Below are 17,447 nucleotides of genomic sequence, written 5' to 3' on the forward strand. Positions count from 1 at the left end.
TAATCTCTCAGGTTTAGTTGCCACCTAGCAATCTGCGTAGGTAAGTACGGAGGCTCGTTCCTTGACGGGAGCCTTTGAATTTTCTGAAGGCCTGGACTATTTTTTGACCCTCGCGTTTCATTCGCTTTGGATCGTCAAGATGGATCTTCAATTTGAGATGTTGGCAGGACACAGTGCGTGTGGTCGGATCAATTGTTTCTAACAACAGATAGTTCCACTCAGTCTCGACTATGAATGATAATCTGGACAAGCCTTTAGTATGCTGGAGGTCAAATGCGCAGATGGCACCAAGAGAATCCTTTGATTTTTTCTGGAGACCTTGTAGCGATTGGGTGAGCATCGGTAAGGCCGTAAGGTTTATGCCCGCTTCTTGAATGAACAATTCGGCGATGCCAGCCAAACTATCCACCGGTGGGATGTTGACATCTTTGTATTCCTTGAGTTTTTCCAGTGCTTCGCTGTGACTGGCATTTTGCAGGCTTCGCTTTTGGTGGCGCATCTTGGATTGTCAATAACGTGAGAGAATATGAGGATTCTGATTGTTGCAGTCTTGGCTTAACTCTGAGTAAAAGGGACTGAGTGAGGCGGCGATAATAAAAAGGGCCGGTAAAAACCGGCCCTTCTTAATTTTGCTTCCAGTGTGCTTGGCGGCGCCAGGCACTGGGAATTAGCAGCTGTAGTACATTGCGAATTCAACCGGATGCGGGGTGTGTTCGAACAGCTGAATTTCTTCTTCCTTGAGTTCGATGTAACCGTCGATCTGGTCTTTGGTGAATACGTCGCCAGCCAGCAGGAAGTCATGGTCAGCCTTGAGGCATTCGATGGCTTCACGCAGGGAACCACAAACGGTTGGGATCCCTTCGAGTTCTTCAGCAGGCAGATCGTACAGGTTTTTGTCCATTGCATCGCCCGGATGGATCTTGTTCTTGATGCCGTCAAGGCCGGCCATCAGAAGAGCGGAGAAGCAGAGGTACGGGTTAGCGGACGGATCCGGGAAGCGAGCTTCAACGCGTTTTGCCTTTGGAGATTCGGTCCAAGGAATACGGATGCAGCCAGAACGGTTACGTGCAGAATAGGCACGAAGAACCGGAGCTTCAAAGCCCGGGATCAGGCGCTTGTAGGAGTTGGTCGATGGGTTGGTGAAAGCATTCAAGGTTTTTGCATGCTTCAGGATACCACCGATGAAGTACAGGGCTTCGTCGGACAGATCAGCATATTTGTCGCCAGCGAAGAGCGGTTTGCCGTCTTTCCAGATGGACATGTTGCAGTGCATGCCGGTGCCGTTATCACCATAGATTGGCTTAGGCATGAAGGTGGCGGATTTGCCATATGCCTGAGCAACGTTATGGATGACATATTTGTATTTCTGCAGCTCGTCACCCTGTTTGGTGAGGCTATCGAAAATCAGGCCCAGTTCGTGCTGGCAAGAAGCCACTTCGTGGTGATGCTTGTCAACTTTCATGCCGAGAGATTTCATGGTGGAAAGCATCTCGGAACGAATGTCCTGAGCATAGTCGGTTGGGTTCACAGGGAAGTAACCGCCTTTGATGCCCGGACGATGACCGGTGTTGCCGGTTTCGTATTCGGAATCGGTGTTCCAGGAAGCGTCGATTGCGTCAACTTCGTAGGAAACCTTGTTCATGGTGTTGGCATAACGAACGTCGTCGAAGATGAAGAATTCAGCTTCTGGGCCGAAGTAGGCAACGTCACCAATGCCGGAAGCCTTGAGGTATGCTTCAGCTTTTTCCGCGGTGCCACGTGGGTCGCGTTCGTAAGGAGCGCCCGTATCAGGCTCAACAACAGAACAGTGAATGCAGAGCGTTTTTTCTGCATAGAACGGATCGATGTAAGCGCTTGCGCAGTCTGGCATCAGCTTCATGTCAGAAGCTTCAATGGATTTCCAGCCGGCGATAGAGGAACCGTCAAACATGAAGCCTTCTTCGAGGAAGTCTTCATCGACCTGGTCTTCAATAACGGTTACGTGCTGCAATTTACCGCGAGGGTCGGTAAAACGGATGTCAACATACTTGACGTCCTGATCTGAGATCAACTTGACGATTTCAGCTGGTGTGCTCATTCCAGTATCCTTTACTGTCTGTAAATTAGGAAAAGGCCAACGTCTTGCACTCCGTTGTTCCGTATTCCCACTTGAGTCTGAACTGTTCCCTTAGAAGGTGTTTTATTGTCCCTTGGAAGGTGTTTTTGTAAGTCTCTGGCCGGGAGAGCCAGAGGCTTTGTATTCTTGTCTTAGATGGCGTCGTTGCCGGTTTCACCGGTACGAATGCGAATGGCCTGCTCAACAGTGGAGATGAAAATCTTACCGTCGCCGATACGACCTGTCTGCGCTGCCTTCTGGATGGCTTCCACGGCATCGTCGACCTGATCTTCGGCGAGGATGACCTCGACCTTCACTTTGGGAAGAAAATCGACGACATATTCAGCGCCGCGATACAGTTCGGTGTGACCTTTCTGCCGGCCAAACCCTTTTGCTTCGATCACTGTGATACCCTGCAAACCAACTTCCTGCAGAGCTTCTTTGACTTCATCGAGTTTGAAAGGTTTGATAATTGCCTCGATCTTTTTCATGGCTGTTCGCTTTCCCAAACTATTTGTGCTTTGGAGCCTCTATCAACCAGAGATCGATCTGCAAACGCCCAATCACACCCTGGTTAACTTTTGAGCCGGATTGCCTCAGTCATCCGAAGCCCCAAGGGACATCTTCAGCCGCTTTCCGGTTTGTGAAAATTTATGCATTCTACGTGCCAATTGTGTTGTTCGGAATAAAAGCAGGAAATCCCGTCCTTCACCAGTACCCAAGGGTCGAATTTTAAGGCATTTTGGGGAAATGAAATGATGTAAAAATAGGCAATTGATGCAATTTTGATCATTAGATCTTTCGGCTAGGGGGCGAATTCGGTGACTTTAATGGTCACTTTTAGGTCACTTTTTTCCGAAAAACCCTTCTTTTGCATAATATCAAGGCACTGATTGCTCTCTTAAATGTCGCGCTTTGTGGGGCTGTTTGACGCAGCGTTGCAGCCTCTTTTGTTGTGGCAATTTGTTAACGGGGAGCCGGTGATGGACTGGAGGTGCTGTTTGCGCCGGGGAGTGATCTGTAGAAAGCGATAAATACGGGCAATTGTGGAATGCGTGATTGTTGTTTCGCAATTCTGGCTATAGATTCCCAAAGAGAGTCAAGTGCTTCGCAGTGCGTGTTGCCGCGGCCTGTCACCAGATGTCTGGAGGGTCGTCTTATTGAGGAATGTCTGGGATGTCTGAGCTGAGTGAAACCGCAATTGAAATTCTAACGCCAAAGCAAATGGGGGAGGCGGATCGTCTTACCATTGAAGGGGGCGTGGACGGCTACCAGTTGATGGAAAGCGCAGGGCAAGCGGTAGCCACTGCTGCGATTGACCTTCTGGAGCGGAAAACCGGTTCGGGGGCGTCGGGCATGGTCTGCATTCTGTGTGGGCCGGGAAACAATGGTGGTGACGGCTTTGTTGCCGCGCAGCTTCTGGAAGAAGAAGGCTGGAGCGTCATTATCGGTTGTTCTGTGGAAGTGGATGACCTTAAGGGGGATGCACGTCAGGCTGCGGAAGAATGGGGCGATGAGGTTTATGCGCTTTCTGCCAGCCTGTGGGATGATTCTGACATCGTCATTGATGCCCTGTTCGGGGCTGGTCTGGATCGGCCAGTGACTGGCGAGATTGCTGAGTTGATCGATGCGCTCAATATGAGTGGCTTGCCGGTTCTGTCTGTGGATTTGCCCAGTGGCGTCGAAGGGGCCAGCGGGCAGATCGGTGGAGCGGCGGTGCGGGCCGACCAAACCGTTACCTTCTTTCGAAAGAAGCCGGGCCATCTGCTTTATCCGGGTAAAGCCTCCTGCGGGCGGATTCTTGTTGTCGATATTGGTATCGATGCGGATGTACTTGAAGAGACGGGCTGTTGCGCCTTTGAAAATGGGCCGGCTCTGTGGTTGGGAAACTGGCCAGAGGCGCTCAAGCCGCTGGAAGTCATTCAGGCCGAGCGGTTGGCAGATCACAAATTTCACCGGGGTCACTGTCTCGTGCTGAGTGGAGATGCCTTGCATAGCGGCGCGGCGCGACTGGCAGCCCGCGCAGCGCTGAGGGCCGGAGCCGGTCTTGTAACTCTGGCCCCGCCGGAAGAGGCTGCTCAGTCTGTCGCGCAACACGTGACCTCCATCATGATCGAGCCAATGAAAATTGCCGGTTCTCTGGATGGACTCTTTGACAAGCGGGATTGTGATATTTTGGTGGCCGGACCGGCGCTCGGGACGGGGGGCGATCAGCAGCGCTTGATTGAGCAGGCGTTGGAACTCGATATGGGGCTGCTTTTCGATGCCGACGGAATAACCTGTTTTGCGGAAGGGGTAGCGGCTGGCTCCATGAGTATGGCCATGATGCGTGATTCTCCAGCGGCGCAGTCGGGACGGCTGGTTCTAACCCCGCATGAGGGGGAATTCGCACGCTTATTCCCGGATCTTTCCTATCGGATGAGGGAGGAGAAGCAGCTTTCCAAACTTGATTGTGCGGTCGCGGCGTCTCAGCGTTCCGGAGCGGTTATCATTCTCAAGGGCGCTGACACTGTGGTTGCGAGCCCGGATGGTTATGCCGTTATTCACTCGCAAGGCATTCCGTATCTGGCGACAGCGGGGAGCGGTGATGTTTTGGCTGGTATCGTTGGTGGTTTGATGGCGCAGGGCATGCCGGCATTTGATGCTGCTTCAGCTGCCGTATGGTTGCATAGTCAGGCCGGGGCCACGCTCGGTCCTGGTCTTATCTCTGAGGACCTCATCGAGATATTGCCAAAAGTCTATGAAGCCCTGTTTGAGGATTATGATCCAGATGAGAATGGTCCGGATCTGGAGAGCTACGGCGACGATGACTGACGCTTTAGTGCGAGAGGAAGGGCTTCCTCCCTTCCTTAGACACATGTCTGTTGCTCTAGATGATCTTGGATGTCTCTGATAGTTTGATGGTGGACAGAATCTGTTTGGTCGCGTCTTCTGGGATGGTCGTGTTGGACACGATGTGGTCCGGAGAATCACTGAATGCGGGTAGGGCTTTTCTTATGGCCTCGTAGGTGGTTTGAACTTGAGGACCCAGCCGCTCGCGATTTTGCCTTGTGGCTTCTCGTTGTTCGACAGTGGCGAGCGGCGCCCACAGGGTGAAAATATGGAATGTGCAGCTTTCATCGGGTGGCAACAAGTGCCGGAAGTCTTGTAGTTGTGCGTATGTGGTGAAGATGTAGTCGAACAGTACTATTTCTGCGCCCATTGTCAGATAGCTGTTGATCAGAGCGGCTGCCGCTCGATAGGTCGATCCTGCGCCCAGAAGGGCGCGCGCATGGGCGGGAGCAAAGGAGCGCAAGCAATCCCCTGATATAGAGATCATATTGGGAAGCGCGCCGACCAGTTGCGCACTAATTGTGCTTTTTCCAACGCCGGCAGGTCCATTGATGACAATGATTGTAGGCATGGCCTCATTCCGTTTGTCTATTAGAGATCCAAGATGCACATCGGGGAGCCTTGGACATATCTTGGTTTACGCCGCTATCATTAGACAATCCCTTTTGCTTTGCTGGGTGAATGGTTGAGGTGGATAATATGGAGCAGGGGGCCTGTTACGCTGTGGATCATCTGCCGGCAGAGATCATTTCTGTCGAAATCTCACCGAATACCCCCAACGCCGTGGGGAATTTTGCACTTTTTGTGAATTTCCCTTTGCGCTTTCCATATCGGGTGTTATAGAGGCTCCGCTCGATTTGCTGGCGCAACAGGCGCAGCGCTGTGCGGGTGTGGTGGAATTGGTAGACACGCCAGATTTAGGTTCTGGTGGCGAGAGCCGTGGGGGTTCAAGTCCCTCCACCCGTACCATAGCTTCTCTTTTTCAGGTCAAATTGGAAAAGAGGAGGAGACAGGTGTAGGCCGTACGATGGAAGGCTTTTCCCCGTCGCGGCCTGTCTTTGTTGTTAGTGATAGGCGTGAGGCTGTTTGACGACAGCAAATTGATACGAAATTGGACGCACCGAACCTGTTGGAATGTTCGACCTGTTTGGCGCGCCTCGAACCAAACTGAATTTGACAAAGAACGAAAGCAGATTGATATGCAGGTCACTGAAACCCTGTCCGAAGGTCTGAAACGCGAACTGAACGTCGTGGTTCCTGCTTCTGATCTCGAAGCCAAGCTGGTCGCCAAAATTGATGAAATCAAGGGTCAGATCCGAATTAACGGCTTCCGCCCAGGCAAGGTGCCGGCATCTCATGTCCGTAAACTGCATGGTAAAGCCCTGATGGGTGAAATCATCCAGGAGCTGATCAACGAGACCACTCGGACCACTCTGGAAGAGCGTAACGAAAAATCGGCCATGCAGCCGCAGTATAAACTGACCGAAGATGAAGCCGAAGCTGCTAAAATCATGGATGGTCAGGCTGATCTGGACTTCACCATCATTTATGAAGTGCTGCCAACCATCGAAGTGGCTGACGTTTCTGGCGTTGAAGTCGAGCGTCCGGTTGTGGATGTTGAAGATAGCGAAGTTGAGGAACGCCTCGGCCAGATCGCTGAAAGCTCCCGTCCTTTCGAAACCAAAGAAGGCAAAGCTGAAAATGGCGATCGCGTTGTCATGTCCTATCTGGGCAAGATTGACGGCGAAGCCTTTGAAGGTGGTGCTGATGAAAATGGTCAGCTGGTTCTCGGTTCCGGTCAGTTTATTCCGGGCTTTGAAGAACAGCTCGTCGGCCTTGCTGCTGGCGACGAAACCGTTGTCAAAGTGAAATTCCCTGAAGAATATGGCGCTGAGCATCTTGCTGGCAAAGACGCCGAATTCGAAGTGACCGTCAAAGAAGTTCAGGCTCCGGGCGAGCTGGAACTGGATGATGAATTCGCTACCAAGCTTGGCATCGAATCTCTTGATAAACTCAAAGAGCTGATCAAGGACCAGATCGTTTCCCAGTATGGCCAGATGACCCGTCAGCGCGTCAAACGTCAGCTGCTCGACAAAATGGACGAGCTGCATCAGTTTGAAGTGCCACCAACCCTTCTGGAACAGGAATTCGAGAATATCTGGCGTCAGGTTACAGCTGAAATGAATGAAGCTGGTAAAACCTTCGAAGACGAAGATACGACCGAAGACAAAGCTAAGGAAGAATACAAAACCATCGCAGAGCGTCGTGTTCGCCTTGGTCTGGTTCTTTCCGAAATCGGCGAGAAAAACGAAATCACCGTTTCCGACGAAGAAGTGCAGCGCGGCATCATGCAGCGTGCTCAGCAGTTCCCGGGTCAGGAACGTCAGGTATTCGAATATTACACGAAGACTCCTGAAGCGCTGGCTTCCATTCGTGCGCCGATCTTCGAAGAAAAAGTTGTCGACTATCTGCTCGAGTTGGTGAAGGTTGAAGACAAGACCGTAACCAAGGAAGAGCTGGAGAAAATGGTCACCGAAGACGAAGAATAAGGTCTGACCACTCCTTCGACAGAAGATCGAGACGCCTGCCGTTTTTAGACGGTGGGCGTCTTTGTTGTTTACAACATGTTGAATTTATCCCGCTTAACCATATCTATTCATTTTAGAAAGTGAATAGACTGGTCAGGCCCCGCTTTTTCCAGATAGGATTTTGGAGCGGCATAAAGATCGGCTGATTCCCCACTCTTTGAGTATTTGTCAGTAAAATATTCATTGTCGCAGTGCTAATGGAATGAAAAAGATCCGTTCTCGTGATTCTCGATTGTTCCAGACTGCGCGTTTCATAAGGGTGGGATAGAAGTCACGGCATGGATGCGCTATGCCTGACATTGCCTTTGCGAAAGAATCGTTTTTTGCTGGGCGTGATCGAAAATTGGTGGCTCTTGTCACCAGATGGCCTTATTCAGCGTTAGTGTTTAAGGTTTGGCGTGCGGTGCAGAGGGTAGAAGACGCCTGCGCCCAATTGGTGTTGATAAGGAAAGACGAATGAAGGATCCTCTCGATCTCACTATGAATCTGGTTCCAATGGTAGTGGAGCAGTCAAACCGCGGTGAACGCGCCTATGACATCTATTCACGCCTCCTGAAGGAACGCATCATCTTTATCACGGGCCCGATTGAAGATCATATGGCCGCGCTTGTTTGCGCCCAGTTGCTTTTTCTGGAAGCGGATAACCCCAAGAAAGAGATTTCGCTTTACATCAACTCGCCAGGTGGCGTGGTTACTGCAGGCATGTCGATCTATGACACCATGCAGTTCATCAAGCCTCCGGTCGCAACACTTTGTCTGGGGCAGGCTGCCTCGATGGGCTCGCTGCTGCTGTGCGCTGGCGAGAAGGATATGCGCTTTGCGCTTCCGAACGCGCGCATCATGGTGCATCAGCCATCCGGTGGTTTTCAGGGGCAGGCGTCTGACATCCAGCGCCATGCAGAAGACATTCTGAAAATGAAGCGTCGCCTGAATGAAGTCTATGTAAAGCATTGCGGACAGGATTATGAAACCGTCGACAAGACACTTGATCGCGACCATTTCATGACCGCAACCGAGGCCAAGGACTGGGGGCTTGTCGACAAGGTTGTCGAGAACCGCAATTCGCTTGCGCCGGAAGAATCAAAAGAAAAAGACAAGGATTAAGATCCTTGTTGATCCAGCCAATGTATTTGAACGTATTCAAACTGGCTGGTTTCAGGCATTCCGAAAAGATCCTGTTAAACCTATATTGATCTTTTCGGGTACATGCTTTCATAAATCTGGCGGCATATAGCTGAATTTGGCTAATTTATGCTTCTGACGTCAGGGAGTTTGGGTTTATTTTGCTTGCAGACATTGCTGAGCAATTTAAACTAGAAGGCCGGTAATCTATGAGAGACTGCCGACTGCAACGAAAAAAGAGGCACATACATGAGCAAGGCTGGTGGTGGTGATAGCAAAAATACGCTCTACTGCTCCTTCTGTGGCAAAAGCCAGCATGAAGTGCGCAAGCTGATTGCGGGTCCAACGGTTTTCATCTGCGATGAATGCGTTGAACTGTGCATGGATATCATCCGCGAAGAAAACAAGTCTTCGATGGTGAAGTCCAAGGACGGTATTCCGACACCGCAGGAAATTTGCGATGTGCTTGACGATTATGTAATTGGGCAGGGCCGTGCGAAGAAGGTTCTTTCTGTCGCCGTTCATAACCATTACAAGCGTCTTGCTCACGGCAAGAAAACAACTGATCTCGAACTTGCCAAGTCCAACATCATGCTGATCGGCCCGACCGGTTGCGGCAAGACCTTCCTTGCCCAGACCATGGCGCGCATTCTGGATGTGCCTTTCACGATGGCTGATGCAACAACCCTGACCGAAGCCGGGTATGTTGGTGAAGATGTCGAGAATATCATTCTTAAGCTGCTTCAGGCCGCCGACTATAATGTCGAACAGGCCCAGCGCGGCATTGTCTATATCGATGAGATCGACAAGATCTCGCGCAAGTCCGATAACCCATCCATCACGCGCGATGTGTCGGGTGAGGGCGTGCAGCAGGCCTTGTTGAAGATCATGGAAGGCACCGTGGCGTCTGTTCCGCCTCAGGGTGGGCGTAAGCATCCGCAGCAGGAATTCCTGCAGGTGGACACGTCCAACATCCTGTTTATCTGTGGTGGCGCCTTTGCAGGTCTGGACAAGATCATTTCGGCCCGCGGCGTCGAGAGCTCCATTGGCTTTGCGGCCAAAGTGGAAGATCCTGATGAACGCGGCACAGGTGAGCTGTTCAAGGAGCTTGAACCAGAAGATCTGCTCAAATTCGGTCTGATACCGGAATTTGTCGGTCGTTTGCCGGTTCTGGCAACCCTTGAGGATCTGGATGAAGACGCTCTTGTCTCCATTTTGACCCAGCCAAAGAATGCGATTGTGAAGCAGTATCAGGCTTTGTTTGAAATGGAAGGTATTCGCCTGACATTCCATGATGAAGCTCTGCGTGGGGTTTCCCGCAAGGCAATCGAGAGAAAAACTGGTGCACGTGGTCTGCGCTCCATTCTGGAAGCCATCCTGCTTGACACAATGTATGAGCTCCCTGGGCTCGAAGGTGTTGAAGAAGTGGTCATTTCCGGCGATGTGGTCAAAGGCGAGGCACGTCCGCTTTATATCTATGGAGATATGAAGAGCGAAGCTGAGCCGACATCCGCCTGATTGGTCGGTCTTTTTCTCAAAGAAATCAAAGGGCGGCCTTGGGTCGCCTTTTTTGTCGGTATGAAAATGCGTGTTTGGCGCTTTTCTTGCACGGGAAAACCGACACTTCGCCTGCTGGACAAACCGCTTTGTCGCAAGCCTTTTTTCACAAAGTTGGGAAGGGTTTGTGGAGTGGCTTGAAAAGCGTGTCGCGAAGCCCCAACTAAATGGTACCGTGAGACGGTTTTGTTTTTGTGTGAGTCTCACCCTGTTCATCTGCCGATGACGTTTCTGGTCCAACGGCTTGTTTTGAGCGTAGGACTATGTATCGGCTTTATTGCGGGCCAAGGGCCGCAGATGTACCCTGTCTCTGACGGGAAGGGTCAATGATCCAAGAAAGGTAGGAAAGCATGACCGAAGGACCTGCGATTGGCGCAGCCAACCCAATGGCTTCGGATACTTATCCGGTCTTGCCACTGAGAGACATCGTTGTCTTTCCACATATGATTGTTCCGCTTTTTGTGGGCCGCGAAAAATCCATTCGCGCTCTGGAAGAGGTGATGCAGTCTGACAAGATGATTCTGCTGGCTACGCAAATGAATGCCGGCGACGATGATCCTGCCCCAGAGGACATCTTTAAAATCGGTACGCTCGCAACCGTGTTGCAGCTGCTCAAGCTGCCTGACGGCACCGTGAAGGTGCTCGTTGAAGGCGTGAACCGCGCTAAGCTTGGCGACTTTACCAAACGTGATGATCTTTATGAAGCAACGGCAACGGTGCTGCATGATGAGGATGGCGAACGGGTTGAGGTCGAAGCGCTGGCACGTTCTGTTGCGACCGAATTTGAGAATTATGTGAAACTTAACAAGAAGGTTTCACCTGAAGTGATCGGGGCTGTGTCCCAGATCGATGACTATTCCAAACTGGCTGATACCGTAGCGTCCCATCTTGCTATCAAGATTCAGGAGAAGCAGGAAATCCTGGGTATCGTCAGCGTGATTGAACGCCTCGAGCAGGTGCTTGGCCTGATGGAGAGTGAAATCTCCGTTCTACAGGTTGAAAAGCGAATTCGCAGCCGCGTCAAGCGCCAGATGGAGAAAACCCAGCGCGAATATTATCTGAATGAGCAGATGAAGGCCATTCAGAAGGAGCTGGGTGATTCCGAAGAAGGTGCGGACGAGATTCGTGAGCTGGAACAGGCAATCGAGAAAACCAAGCTTTCCAAGGAAGCGAAGGAAAAGGCCGAGGCCGAGCTCAAGAAGCTCAAGCAGATGAGCCCGATGTCCGCTGAAGCGACCGTCGTGCGCAACTATCTCGACTGGCTGCTGGGTATTCCATGGAGCAAGAAATCCCGCGTCAAAGTTGACCTTGAAAAGGCCGAAGAGGTCTTGGATATCGATCACTATGGCCTTGAGAAGGTCAAAGAGCGGATTATCGAGTATCTTGCAGTACAGACGCGTACGAACAAGCTGAAAGGTCCGATCCTATGTCTGGTTGGCCCTCCGGGTGTTGGTAAAACCTCGCTTGGCAAGTCCATCGCACGTGCTACCGGGCGTGAGTTTGTCCGCATGGCGCTTGGTGGCGTTCGTGACGAAGCCGAGATTCGCGGCCATCGCCGCACCTATATCGGCTCCATGCCGGGCAAGGTGATCCAGTCTATGAAGAAGGCCAAGAAGGCCAACCCACTGTTCCTTCTCGATGAGATCGACAAGATGGGTATGGACTTCCGTGGTGATCCGTCTTCGGCTCTGCTTGAAGTGCTCGATCCGGAACAGAACAGCACCTTCGTGGACCATTATCTTGAAGTGGAATATGACCTCTCCAACGTGATGTTCATCACTACGGCGAACACGCTCAATATTCCAGCTCCGTTGATGGACCGTATGGAAGTCATTCGTATCGCCGGTTACACCGAAGATGAAAAGGTTGAGATTGCACGGCGTCACCTACTGCCGAAAGCCATGTCTGATCATGGTCTCAAGGAGGGTGAGTTCAGCCTTGATGATGAGGCTTTGCGCCTGATCGTTCAGCGCTACACCCGTGAAGCCGGTGTGCGTAACCTTGAGCGTGAGCTGATGAAGCTTGGGCGTAAGGTGACCAAGGATCTGATTATGAAGAAACTCGACAAGATCGACGTCACTGTCGAGAATATCGAGGATTACCTCGGGGTTCCTCGGTTCCGCTTCGGCGAAATCGATGCCGAGGATCAGGTCGGAGTTGTCACCGGGCTTGCCTGGACGGAAGTGGGCGGCGAGTTGCTGACCATCGAAGGGGTCATGATGCCGGGTAAGGGCAAGATGACCGTAACGGGTAACTTGCGCGATGTGATGAAGGAATCAATTCAGGCTGCAGCCTCCTACGTGCGCTCGCGTGCGGTGGACTTTGGTGTCGAACCTCCGTTGTTCGACAAGAAGGACATCCACGTTCACGTTCCCGAAGGGGCAACGCCGAAGGACGGACCTTCTGCAGGTATCGCCATGGCTACGGCCATCGTTTCCCTGATGACCGGTATTCCGGTGCGCAAGGATATTGCGATGACGGGCGAGATCACCCTGCGTGGTCGTGTTCTGCCGATTGGTGGTTTGAAAGAGAAACTGCTCGCAGCTCTGCGCGGTGGCATCAAGACGGTGCTCATCCCTGAGGAAAATGCTAAAGACCTTGTCGATATTCCGGACAATGTTAAAAACGGCATGGAGATCATTCCGGTCAATAATGTTGGCCAGGTACTCGAAAAAGCACTGGTTGAAAAACTGGAGCCGATTGAGTGGGACGAAAGCCAGATGCCTGACCCGAGCGTTAAGTCCGAAAATGAGGAAAACGCTTCGGTTGCGCACTAAAAACCGCAGAATCGGTCGGGTTTTTTCGATCGATTTGGTTCATGGTCTTTGTGTCATGGATGAAAAATTGAGGCCCTTCCTGTGTAGGAAGGGCCTTTTTTCGTTTTGTATCTGTTAATTCCTGTTTAAACCCACAGAAATGGCTGATTTCTGCGAAATTCCCTCTTGATTTCTGACCCAATTCACCAGATTGTCGCATTCCGCGTCTGGTATTTCCCAAGGTGTGTTGATTCTTAGTGGTGAAGCATTGCGAAGGACCATGAGCTTTTGCGATTGAACCGAAAAGGAAGATAATATGAACAAGAACGAACTGATCTCTGCTGTGGCGGAAAAAGCAGATCTCACCAAAGCACAGGCTGGCGAAGCGGTTGATGCGCTGTTTGACATCGTTTCTGATACCCTGAAAAGCGGCGACGAAGTCCGTATCATCGGCTTCGGCAACTTTTCTGTAACCGAACGTGCTGCGACTGAAGGTCGTAACCCCCGCACCGGTGACACCATTCAGATTCCTGCTTCCAAAACGCCTAAATTCAAGGCTGGTAAAGGTCTGAAGGACGCTGTTAACAGCAAATAAGAGCGGTATATTTCACGTCGCTGCAAGAATTTGACCCCCGGTCTCATATGGATCGGGGGTTTTTACGTTGAAGGATTGCCTGTATAAGCGTCACCTGAACCATAGGCGGCGCTCTTCGTGACCGAAACGCTCCGCACCAGACCAAGACAATCCTGTCGCTTCCCTGCTAATCCGATGCGCTCCTCCTTGAAGGGAGCCCGGGAAGAAACCGAAAGGTGGACCATGACCGAAATTTTGCTGACGCCCGACTGCGAGAAATGCGCTGCGCTCTGTTGCGTCTGTCTGGCTTTTGACAAATCGGAAGACTTTCCGATCGACAAGCCAAACGGTGAGCCTTGCCCGCAATTGTCTGACTGTCAAACCTGCAAGATTTATGAAGAGCGCGAACAGCAGGGCTATCGGGGCTGTATGCATTTTGATTGTCTGGGGGCAGGGCAGCGGGTGACGCAAGAGGTGTTTGGCGGCCGCAATTGGCGCGATGATCCCAAGTTGCTCGATCCAATGACGCGGGCGTTCGTGATCATGCTGAAGGTGCATGAATTGTTGGGGCTGCTTGATGCTGCCTCACGGTTGCCGCTCACCTATGAGGAAATGGATCGCTACGACGTGCTCATGAGCGAGTTGGCGCCCACTGAGGGCTGGACTGAGGAGCTTTTGGAGGGCTTTGAGGGGCGTGGCACGGAAAAAGACGTTCATGCCTTCCTGAAGTCCCTGCGCCATCATGTGGCATGATGAAAATGGACTAAGGGGTAAGGTTGGTATGCGGTTCTCGCTCATTGCATGCCAGTTGTTGATGCCCTAGATGCCAGAAAAGCCGCCTATGGAGAGAGAAAGCGTGGAGGGACTGTCGAATCTCTCTTCGGCTCCTCTGGAGGTTCTGGGGCTCATAAAGCTCTAGGGCAATTTCTGCGCAAACACAGATGCACGGACAGATCAAATTGATTGGATAAGGACCAACGCTGCCAATTTGAGGAAAGAAGAAATGGTGGGTGATGAGAGATTCGAACTCCCGACCCTCTCGGTGTAAACGAGATGCTCTAACCAGCTGAGCTAATCACCCACTTTGTTTCACTACGATCAGATATCAGTAGTGAAGAGCGTTTCATTTGAAGCGCTGCTCGCTCATCGTTCCCGTATTTGCTGATGTCAAACCATCTGGATGACATCGTATGCTGCCAGTATCTGGAAGCTTGGGGAATGGTGGGTGATGAGAGATTCGAACTCCCGACCCTCTCGGTGTAAACGAGATGCTCTAACCAGCTGAGCTAATCACCCGTACCCAATGTGCGTGAGCTGCTTTTAGAGGCTGAGTGCCAAGCATGCAACAAAAAAATGACAGTTGAATTCTTTCTCTGGGGAAATCGAGGTGTGTGGTCGAGGCGGTGAAAAATTTAGTGTGGGAATCTTATCCATCACGGGGCCAAAAAGAGGGTTGTTTCTGATCTTGCAGGATAATTTTGAGGTGGATGCGCACTTTTCTTGAGCGGCCACCAGATCGTGCCTTTGGATAAAATCAGGTTTCCAACAGGGGAATCCGCAGGAATAGGCCGGTTCTGCAAAAGGACTGTGAAATTTTCACAAAAAGAATTTCTAATGCGCTTGACTTAGCGTCGTCCGCGTCGTATTTCAGCGCCACTCCACACGGAACAGTCGCTTCGGCGGCGCCCAAGTGTGGTTCGGGTAAATGGGGATGTAGCTCAGTTGGTTAGAGCGCCGGCCTGTCACGCCGGAGGTCGCGGGTTCGAGTCCCGTCATTCTCGCCATCCCGAAACCGCGCTGGCAATCAGTTTCGATTGTTGGCATGAAATGCGGGGATGTAGCTCAGTTGGTTAGAGCGCCGGCCTGTCACGCCGGAGGTCGCGGGTTCGAGTCCCGTCATTCTCGCCATTTTCTCATGACAGTCTGATTTGACATTGTTGTGACTTGGTGGCCGCGAAAGCGGCTTTTTTTGTATGTCCCTTCCTGATTTTTTCTGTTCTGCGTTTGGCGCCTCTATTCTGGCGGCGTGTCTCTTTGCGCATTGGCTGATTGAGGTACGAAGCGCGCTCGATGGGCGCTCTCTGTAGATTTGATTCCGGTTTGTGCGTCACAGGCGTCGCGCTGTGCCTGAGAGCGTTTTTAAGGGGTGTTCTTACGTTTTGGGTGTCTCTGGCAGTCAGGTGCAAAAAAAGGCCACAGCGAGCTGCTGCGGCCTTTTCTGAAGGATCTTGTTTGGAGGACTTAGTCCTGCCAGGCCCAGAAGGAAACGGGCAAATCTTTCTTGTCAGCTTCCCAGCGCTTTTCTGCTTCTTCGATAGTCAGCAGTCCGCTCTGGGTATCAACATATTCACAAACCGAGGAAGAGTTGATAGTTGCGATCTGCAGCGCTTTCTCCGGCGTGGCGCCAGCGCCAAGGATGGCGCCGAATGTGGAGGTGAATGCATCACCCGCACCGGCTGTGCCGCGCACATTGGTTTTCTTGATCGGGCAATGATAGATGCCTTCTTCGCTGCCCAGATAAGCGCCGCCAGTGCCATCGGTGATGAGAATGTATTTCGGACCGATGGACATCAGCAGAGACATGAAGCCGGACAGGGAGCAGTGGACATGGTCCATGATCAGGCCGCGGGTCATGAGGCTCTTGCTGGCGCTCTGGTCCATTTTGACGGTGCGCATGTTGGAATGCTTGGAATAGTCAAGCAGGGCAGGCATCATCAACTCGGCTTCAGCGCGGTTGATGTTGATCAGATCGATATTCTTCGCCGTGTCGAGGAATTCCTTGCCACGACGATTGATCTGGCGTTCGCCCGGGTTGGCAACGACGAAGGCGCCGGCTTCCTTGCCGCGCTGGCAGATCATCGGGAAGGCTTCGGCCGACTCGTTGGACATCGGAGCGATATGCAAAAGTTCAGCGCCATCGAAGATGCCTTCGTGGATGTCTTCGTCAGTCACCCGGCAGTTTGCGCCACGAGCAGTAAAGATCGATGCGTTGCGGTCGTGGGACGCGATCATCACGGAACAACCGGTGATGGCCTTGTCTGTTGTCATGAGCCCCGTGTCGGAAAGACCTTCGCGTTCCAGAAGCTGACGAACCATCTCAGCTTCAATGTCTTCGCCGATTTTGACGTTCGGTGTCACTTCATTGCCAAGGCGCGACAAGGAAACCGCAGCATTAATGGCACCACCGCCGACATGGGTGGAGATGTTCAGCGCATCAATTTTGCGACCTTGCTCGAGCATCAAAAATGAATTGTGCGCATTTGTCATGGAAATGCGCTCAATGTCATTGTCGGCAACAATGGTAATGATATCGATCATTGCGGAGCCGATTGTTGCTGTTTTCATCAGACTTGCCTCATTTTTGGTTGATCGTCGTGAAAGACTGTGAGCGAGCGTCCCGTCGCTCTATGAAAATTTCGTGCTGCGACTCTTAAATAGTTTTTTTCTTCTCGCCCCGAAAAAAATCAAACTTGCTGTCCGACTTACAATAGAATCCGTGAATTTCACAGACTTATTTTGAAGAAACTGCTACTATAGTATAAAAATTGGGCAATCGGTCGACCTGGTGAATGTGGGGCAGGGCCTCATATTCGTGTCATATTCGTGCAGTCAGGAATTGTGAATATGTCGGTGACACTTTATCTTGAGCTGTGTTTAGGAAGTGGTTTGACCTTCGTTGTACGTATTGTTTCTGTGGGTGCGATTCGACCTGTGCATCAGTTTTGCGGTGATCTTCGCTGTTAGTAGCTATCTGCGACAAAATTGGTCAATGACCCTTGCTTAAGTGTTTCTGCTGAGGTAAGCGTGCAAAGGTCGAGGTTGTACGAGGACCACAACCTTAATCCTGTCTCAGTTTTCGCTTGACATATTGCCGCTCCTAGATCGACACCTATTGGCTATGTCAAGTGAAGGACCCTATTCGA

General features: G+C 51.5%; 12 protein-coding genes and 5 tRNA genes. 10 read left to right on the top strand and 7 right to left on the bottom strand.

What is annotated here, in order from left to right; genetic code table 11:
* Nucleotides 1–13 precede the first annotated feature (13 nt).
* The 3 genes from ACKPCT_RS04735 to ACKPCT_RS04745 form a co-directional block, all read right to left on the bottom strand.
* Entirely contained in the window at nt 14–499 is a 486-nt protein-coding gene (locus tag ACKPCT_RS04735) for a hypothetical protein (protein WP_090071629.1), read from the bottom strand.
* Between the two features lie 168 nt (nt 500–667).
* Nucleotides 668–2,077 carry a type I glutamate--ammonia ligase gene (glnA, locus tag ACKPCT_RS04740; protein ID WP_090071627.1) on the bottom strand — a complete coding sequence of 470 codons (1,410 nt, stop codon included), beginning with the start codon at nt 2,075–2,077 and terminating at the stop codon, nt 668–670.
* A 170-nt stretch (nt 2,078–2,247) separates the two neighbouring features.
* On the bottom strand, nt 2,248–2,586 hold the full coding sequence (locus tag ACKPCT_RS04745; protein ID WP_090071626.1) for a P-II family nitrogen regulator: 339 nt from the start codon (nt 2,584–2,586) through the stop codon (nt 2,248–2,250).
* Nucleotides 2,587–3,271: 685 nt separating this feature from the next.
* Here ACKPCT_RS04745 and ACKPCT_RS04750 point away from each other — a divergent pair.
* Nucleotides 3,272–4,909, top strand: a complete 1,638-nt coding sequence (locus tag ACKPCT_RS04750) for an NAD(P)H-hydrate dehydratase (RefSeq protein ID WP_244544661.1) — start codon at nt 3,272–3,274, stop codon at nt 4,907–4,909.
* A gap of 55 nt (nt 4,910–4,964) precedes the next feature.
* Here the strand turns inward: ACKPCT_RS04750 and ACKPCT_RS04755 are convergent, their stop codons facing one another.
* Complete coding sequence (locus tag ACKPCT_RS04755; RefSeq protein WP_319568537.1) at nt 4,965–5,498, bottom strand: AAA family ATPase; 534 nt, start codon at nt 5,496–5,498, stop codon at nt 4,965–4,967.
* A 313-nt stretch (nt 5,499–5,811) separates the two neighbouring features.
* On the opposite strand from ACKPCT_RS04755, the gene ACKPCT_RS04760 reads away from it, so the two are divergent.
* The 7 genes from ACKPCT_RS04760 (at nt 5,812) to ACKPCT_RS04790 (ending at nt 14,277) form a co-directional block, all read left to right on the top strand.
* Nucleotides 5,812–5,896: transfer RNA gene (locus ACKPCT_RS04760), tRNA-Leu, on the top strand.
* Between the two features lie 230 nt (nt 5,897–6,126).
* Complete coding sequence (gene tig / locus ACKPCT_RS04765; protein ID WP_090071621.1) at nt 6,127–7,476, top strand: trigger factor; 1,350 nt, start codon at nt 6,127–6,129, stop codon at nt 7,474–7,476.
* Between the two features lie 495 nt (nt 7,477–7,971).
* Entirely contained in the window at nt 7,972–8,619 is a 648-nt protein-coding gene (locus ACKPCT_RS04770; RefSeq protein ID WP_090071619.1) for an ATP-dependent Clp protease proteolytic subunit, read from the top strand.
* Nucleotides 8,620–8,886: 267 nt separating this feature from the next.
* On the top strand, nt 8,887–10,155 hold the full coding sequence (gene clpX / locus ACKPCT_RS04775; protein WP_090071617.1) for an ATP-dependent Clp protease ATP-binding subunit ClpX: 1,269 nt from the start codon (nt 8,887–8,889) through the stop codon (nt 10,153–10,155).
* Between the two features lie 389 nt (nt 10,156–10,544).
* Nucleotides 10,545–12,971 (top strand): endopeptidase La, encoded by a 2,427-nt coding sequence (gene lon, locus ACKPCT_RS04780; protein WP_244544660.1) that lies wholly within the window; start codon nt 10,545–10,547, stop codon nt 12,969–12,971.
* Nucleotides 12,972–13,266: 295 nt separating this feature from the next.
* Nucleotides 13,267–13,545, top strand: a complete 279-nt coding sequence (locus tag ACKPCT_RS04785) for an HU family DNA-binding protein (RefSeq protein ID WP_090071613.1) — start codon at nt 13,267–13,269, stop codon at nt 13,543–13,545.
* Between the two features lie 222 nt (nt 13,546–13,767).
* Nucleotides 13,768–14,277: a hypothetical protein gene (locus tag ACKPCT_RS04790; RefSeq protein WP_319568538.1), complete on the top strand. Its 510-nt coding sequence runs from the start codon at nt 13,768–13,770 to the stop codon at nt 14,275–14,277.
* A 251-nt stretch (nt 14,278–14,528) separates the two neighbouring features.
* Here ACKPCT_RS04790 and ACKPCT_RS04795 read toward each other — a convergent pair.
* Both ACKPCT_RS04795 and ACKPCT_RS04800 read right to left on the bottom strand, forming a co-directional pair.
* Nucleotides 14,529–14,605 (bottom strand) — tRNA-Val (locus ACKPCT_RS04795).
* Between the two features lie 138 nt (nt 14,606–14,743).
* Nucleotides 14,744–14,820, bottom strand: a tRNA-Val gene (locus tag ACKPCT_RS04800).
* A gap of 411 nt (nt 14,821–15,231) precedes the next feature.
* On the opposite strand from ACKPCT_RS04800, the gene ACKPCT_RS04805 reads away from it, so the two are divergent.
* Nucleotides 15,232–15,308 (top strand) — tRNA-Asp (locus tag ACKPCT_RS04805).
* Nucleotides 15,309–15,355: 47 nt separating this feature from the next.
* Nucleotides 15,356–15,432, top strand: a tRNA-Asp gene (locus ACKPCT_RS04810).
* A gap of 333 nt (nt 15,433–15,765) precedes the next feature.
* Here ACKPCT_RS04810 and ACKPCT_RS04815 read toward each other — a convergent pair.
* A complete protein-coding gene (locus ACKPCT_RS04815; protein ID WP_090071609.1) occupies nt 15,766–16,869 on the bottom strand; it encodes a carbohydrate kinase family protein in 1,104 nt (367 codons plus the stop codon).
* Between the last annotated feature and the right edge of the window lie 578 nt (nt 16,870–17,447).

Origin of the sequence: Cohaesibacter marisflavi (assembly GCF_963665895.2) — a bacterium.
Lineage (GTDB): Bacteria > Pseudomonadota > Alphaproteobacteria > Rhizobiales > Cohaesibacteraceae > Cohaesibacter > Cohaesibacter marisflavi.

What these genes read in the sequence shown, in the direction of transcription:
- ACKPCT_RS04735 (WP_090071629.1), bottom strand. Translation starts at nt 499, where the DNA reads ATGCGCCACCAAAAGCGAAGCCTGCAAAATGCCAGTCACAGCGAAGCA.
- glnA (WP_090071627.1), bottom strand. Translation starts at nt 2,077, where the DNA reads ATGAGCACACCAGCTGAAATCGTCAAGTTGATCTCAGATCAGGACGTC.
- ACKPCT_RS04745 (WP_090071626.1), bottom strand. Translation starts at nt 2,586, where the DNA reads ATGAAAAAGATCGAGGCAATTATCAAACCTTTCAAACTCGATGAAGTC.
- ACKPCT_RS04750 (WP_244544661.1), top strand. Translation starts at nt 3,272, where the DNA reads ATGTCTGAGCTGAGTGAAACCGCAATTGAAATTCTAACGCCAAAGCAA.
- ACKPCT_RS04755 (WP_319568537.1), bottom strand. Translation starts at nt 5,498, where the DNA reads ATGCCTACAATCATTGTCATCAATGGACCTGCCGGCGTTGGAAAAAGC.
- tig (WP_090071621.1), top strand. Translation starts at nt 6,127, where the DNA reads ATGCAGGTCACTGAAACCCTGTCCGAAGGTCTGAAACGCGAACTGAAC.
- ACKPCT_RS04770 (WP_090071619.1), top strand. Translation starts at nt 7,972, where the DNA reads ATGAAGGATCCTCTCGATCTCACTATGAATCTGGTTCCAATGGTAGTG.
- clpX (WP_090071617.1), top strand. Translation starts at nt 8,887, where the DNA reads ATGAGCAAGGCTGGTGGTGGTGATAGCAAAAATACGCTCTACTGCTCC.
- lon (WP_244544660.1), top strand. Translation starts at nt 10,545, where the DNA reads ATGACCGAAGGACCTGCGATTGGCGCAGCCAACCCAATGGCTTCGGAT.
- ACKPCT_RS04785 (WP_090071613.1), top strand. Translation starts at nt 13,267, where the DNA reads ATGAACAAGAACGAACTGATCTCTGCTGTGGCGGAAAAAGCAGATCTC.
- ACKPCT_RS04790 (WP_319568538.1), top strand. Translation starts at nt 13,768, where the DNA reads ATGACCGAAATTTTGCTGACGCCCGACTGCGAGAAATGCGCTGCGCTC.
- ACKPCT_RS04815 (WP_090071609.1), bottom strand. Translation starts at nt 16,869, where the DNA reads ATGAAAACAGCAACAATCGGCTCCGCAATGATCGATATCATTACCATT.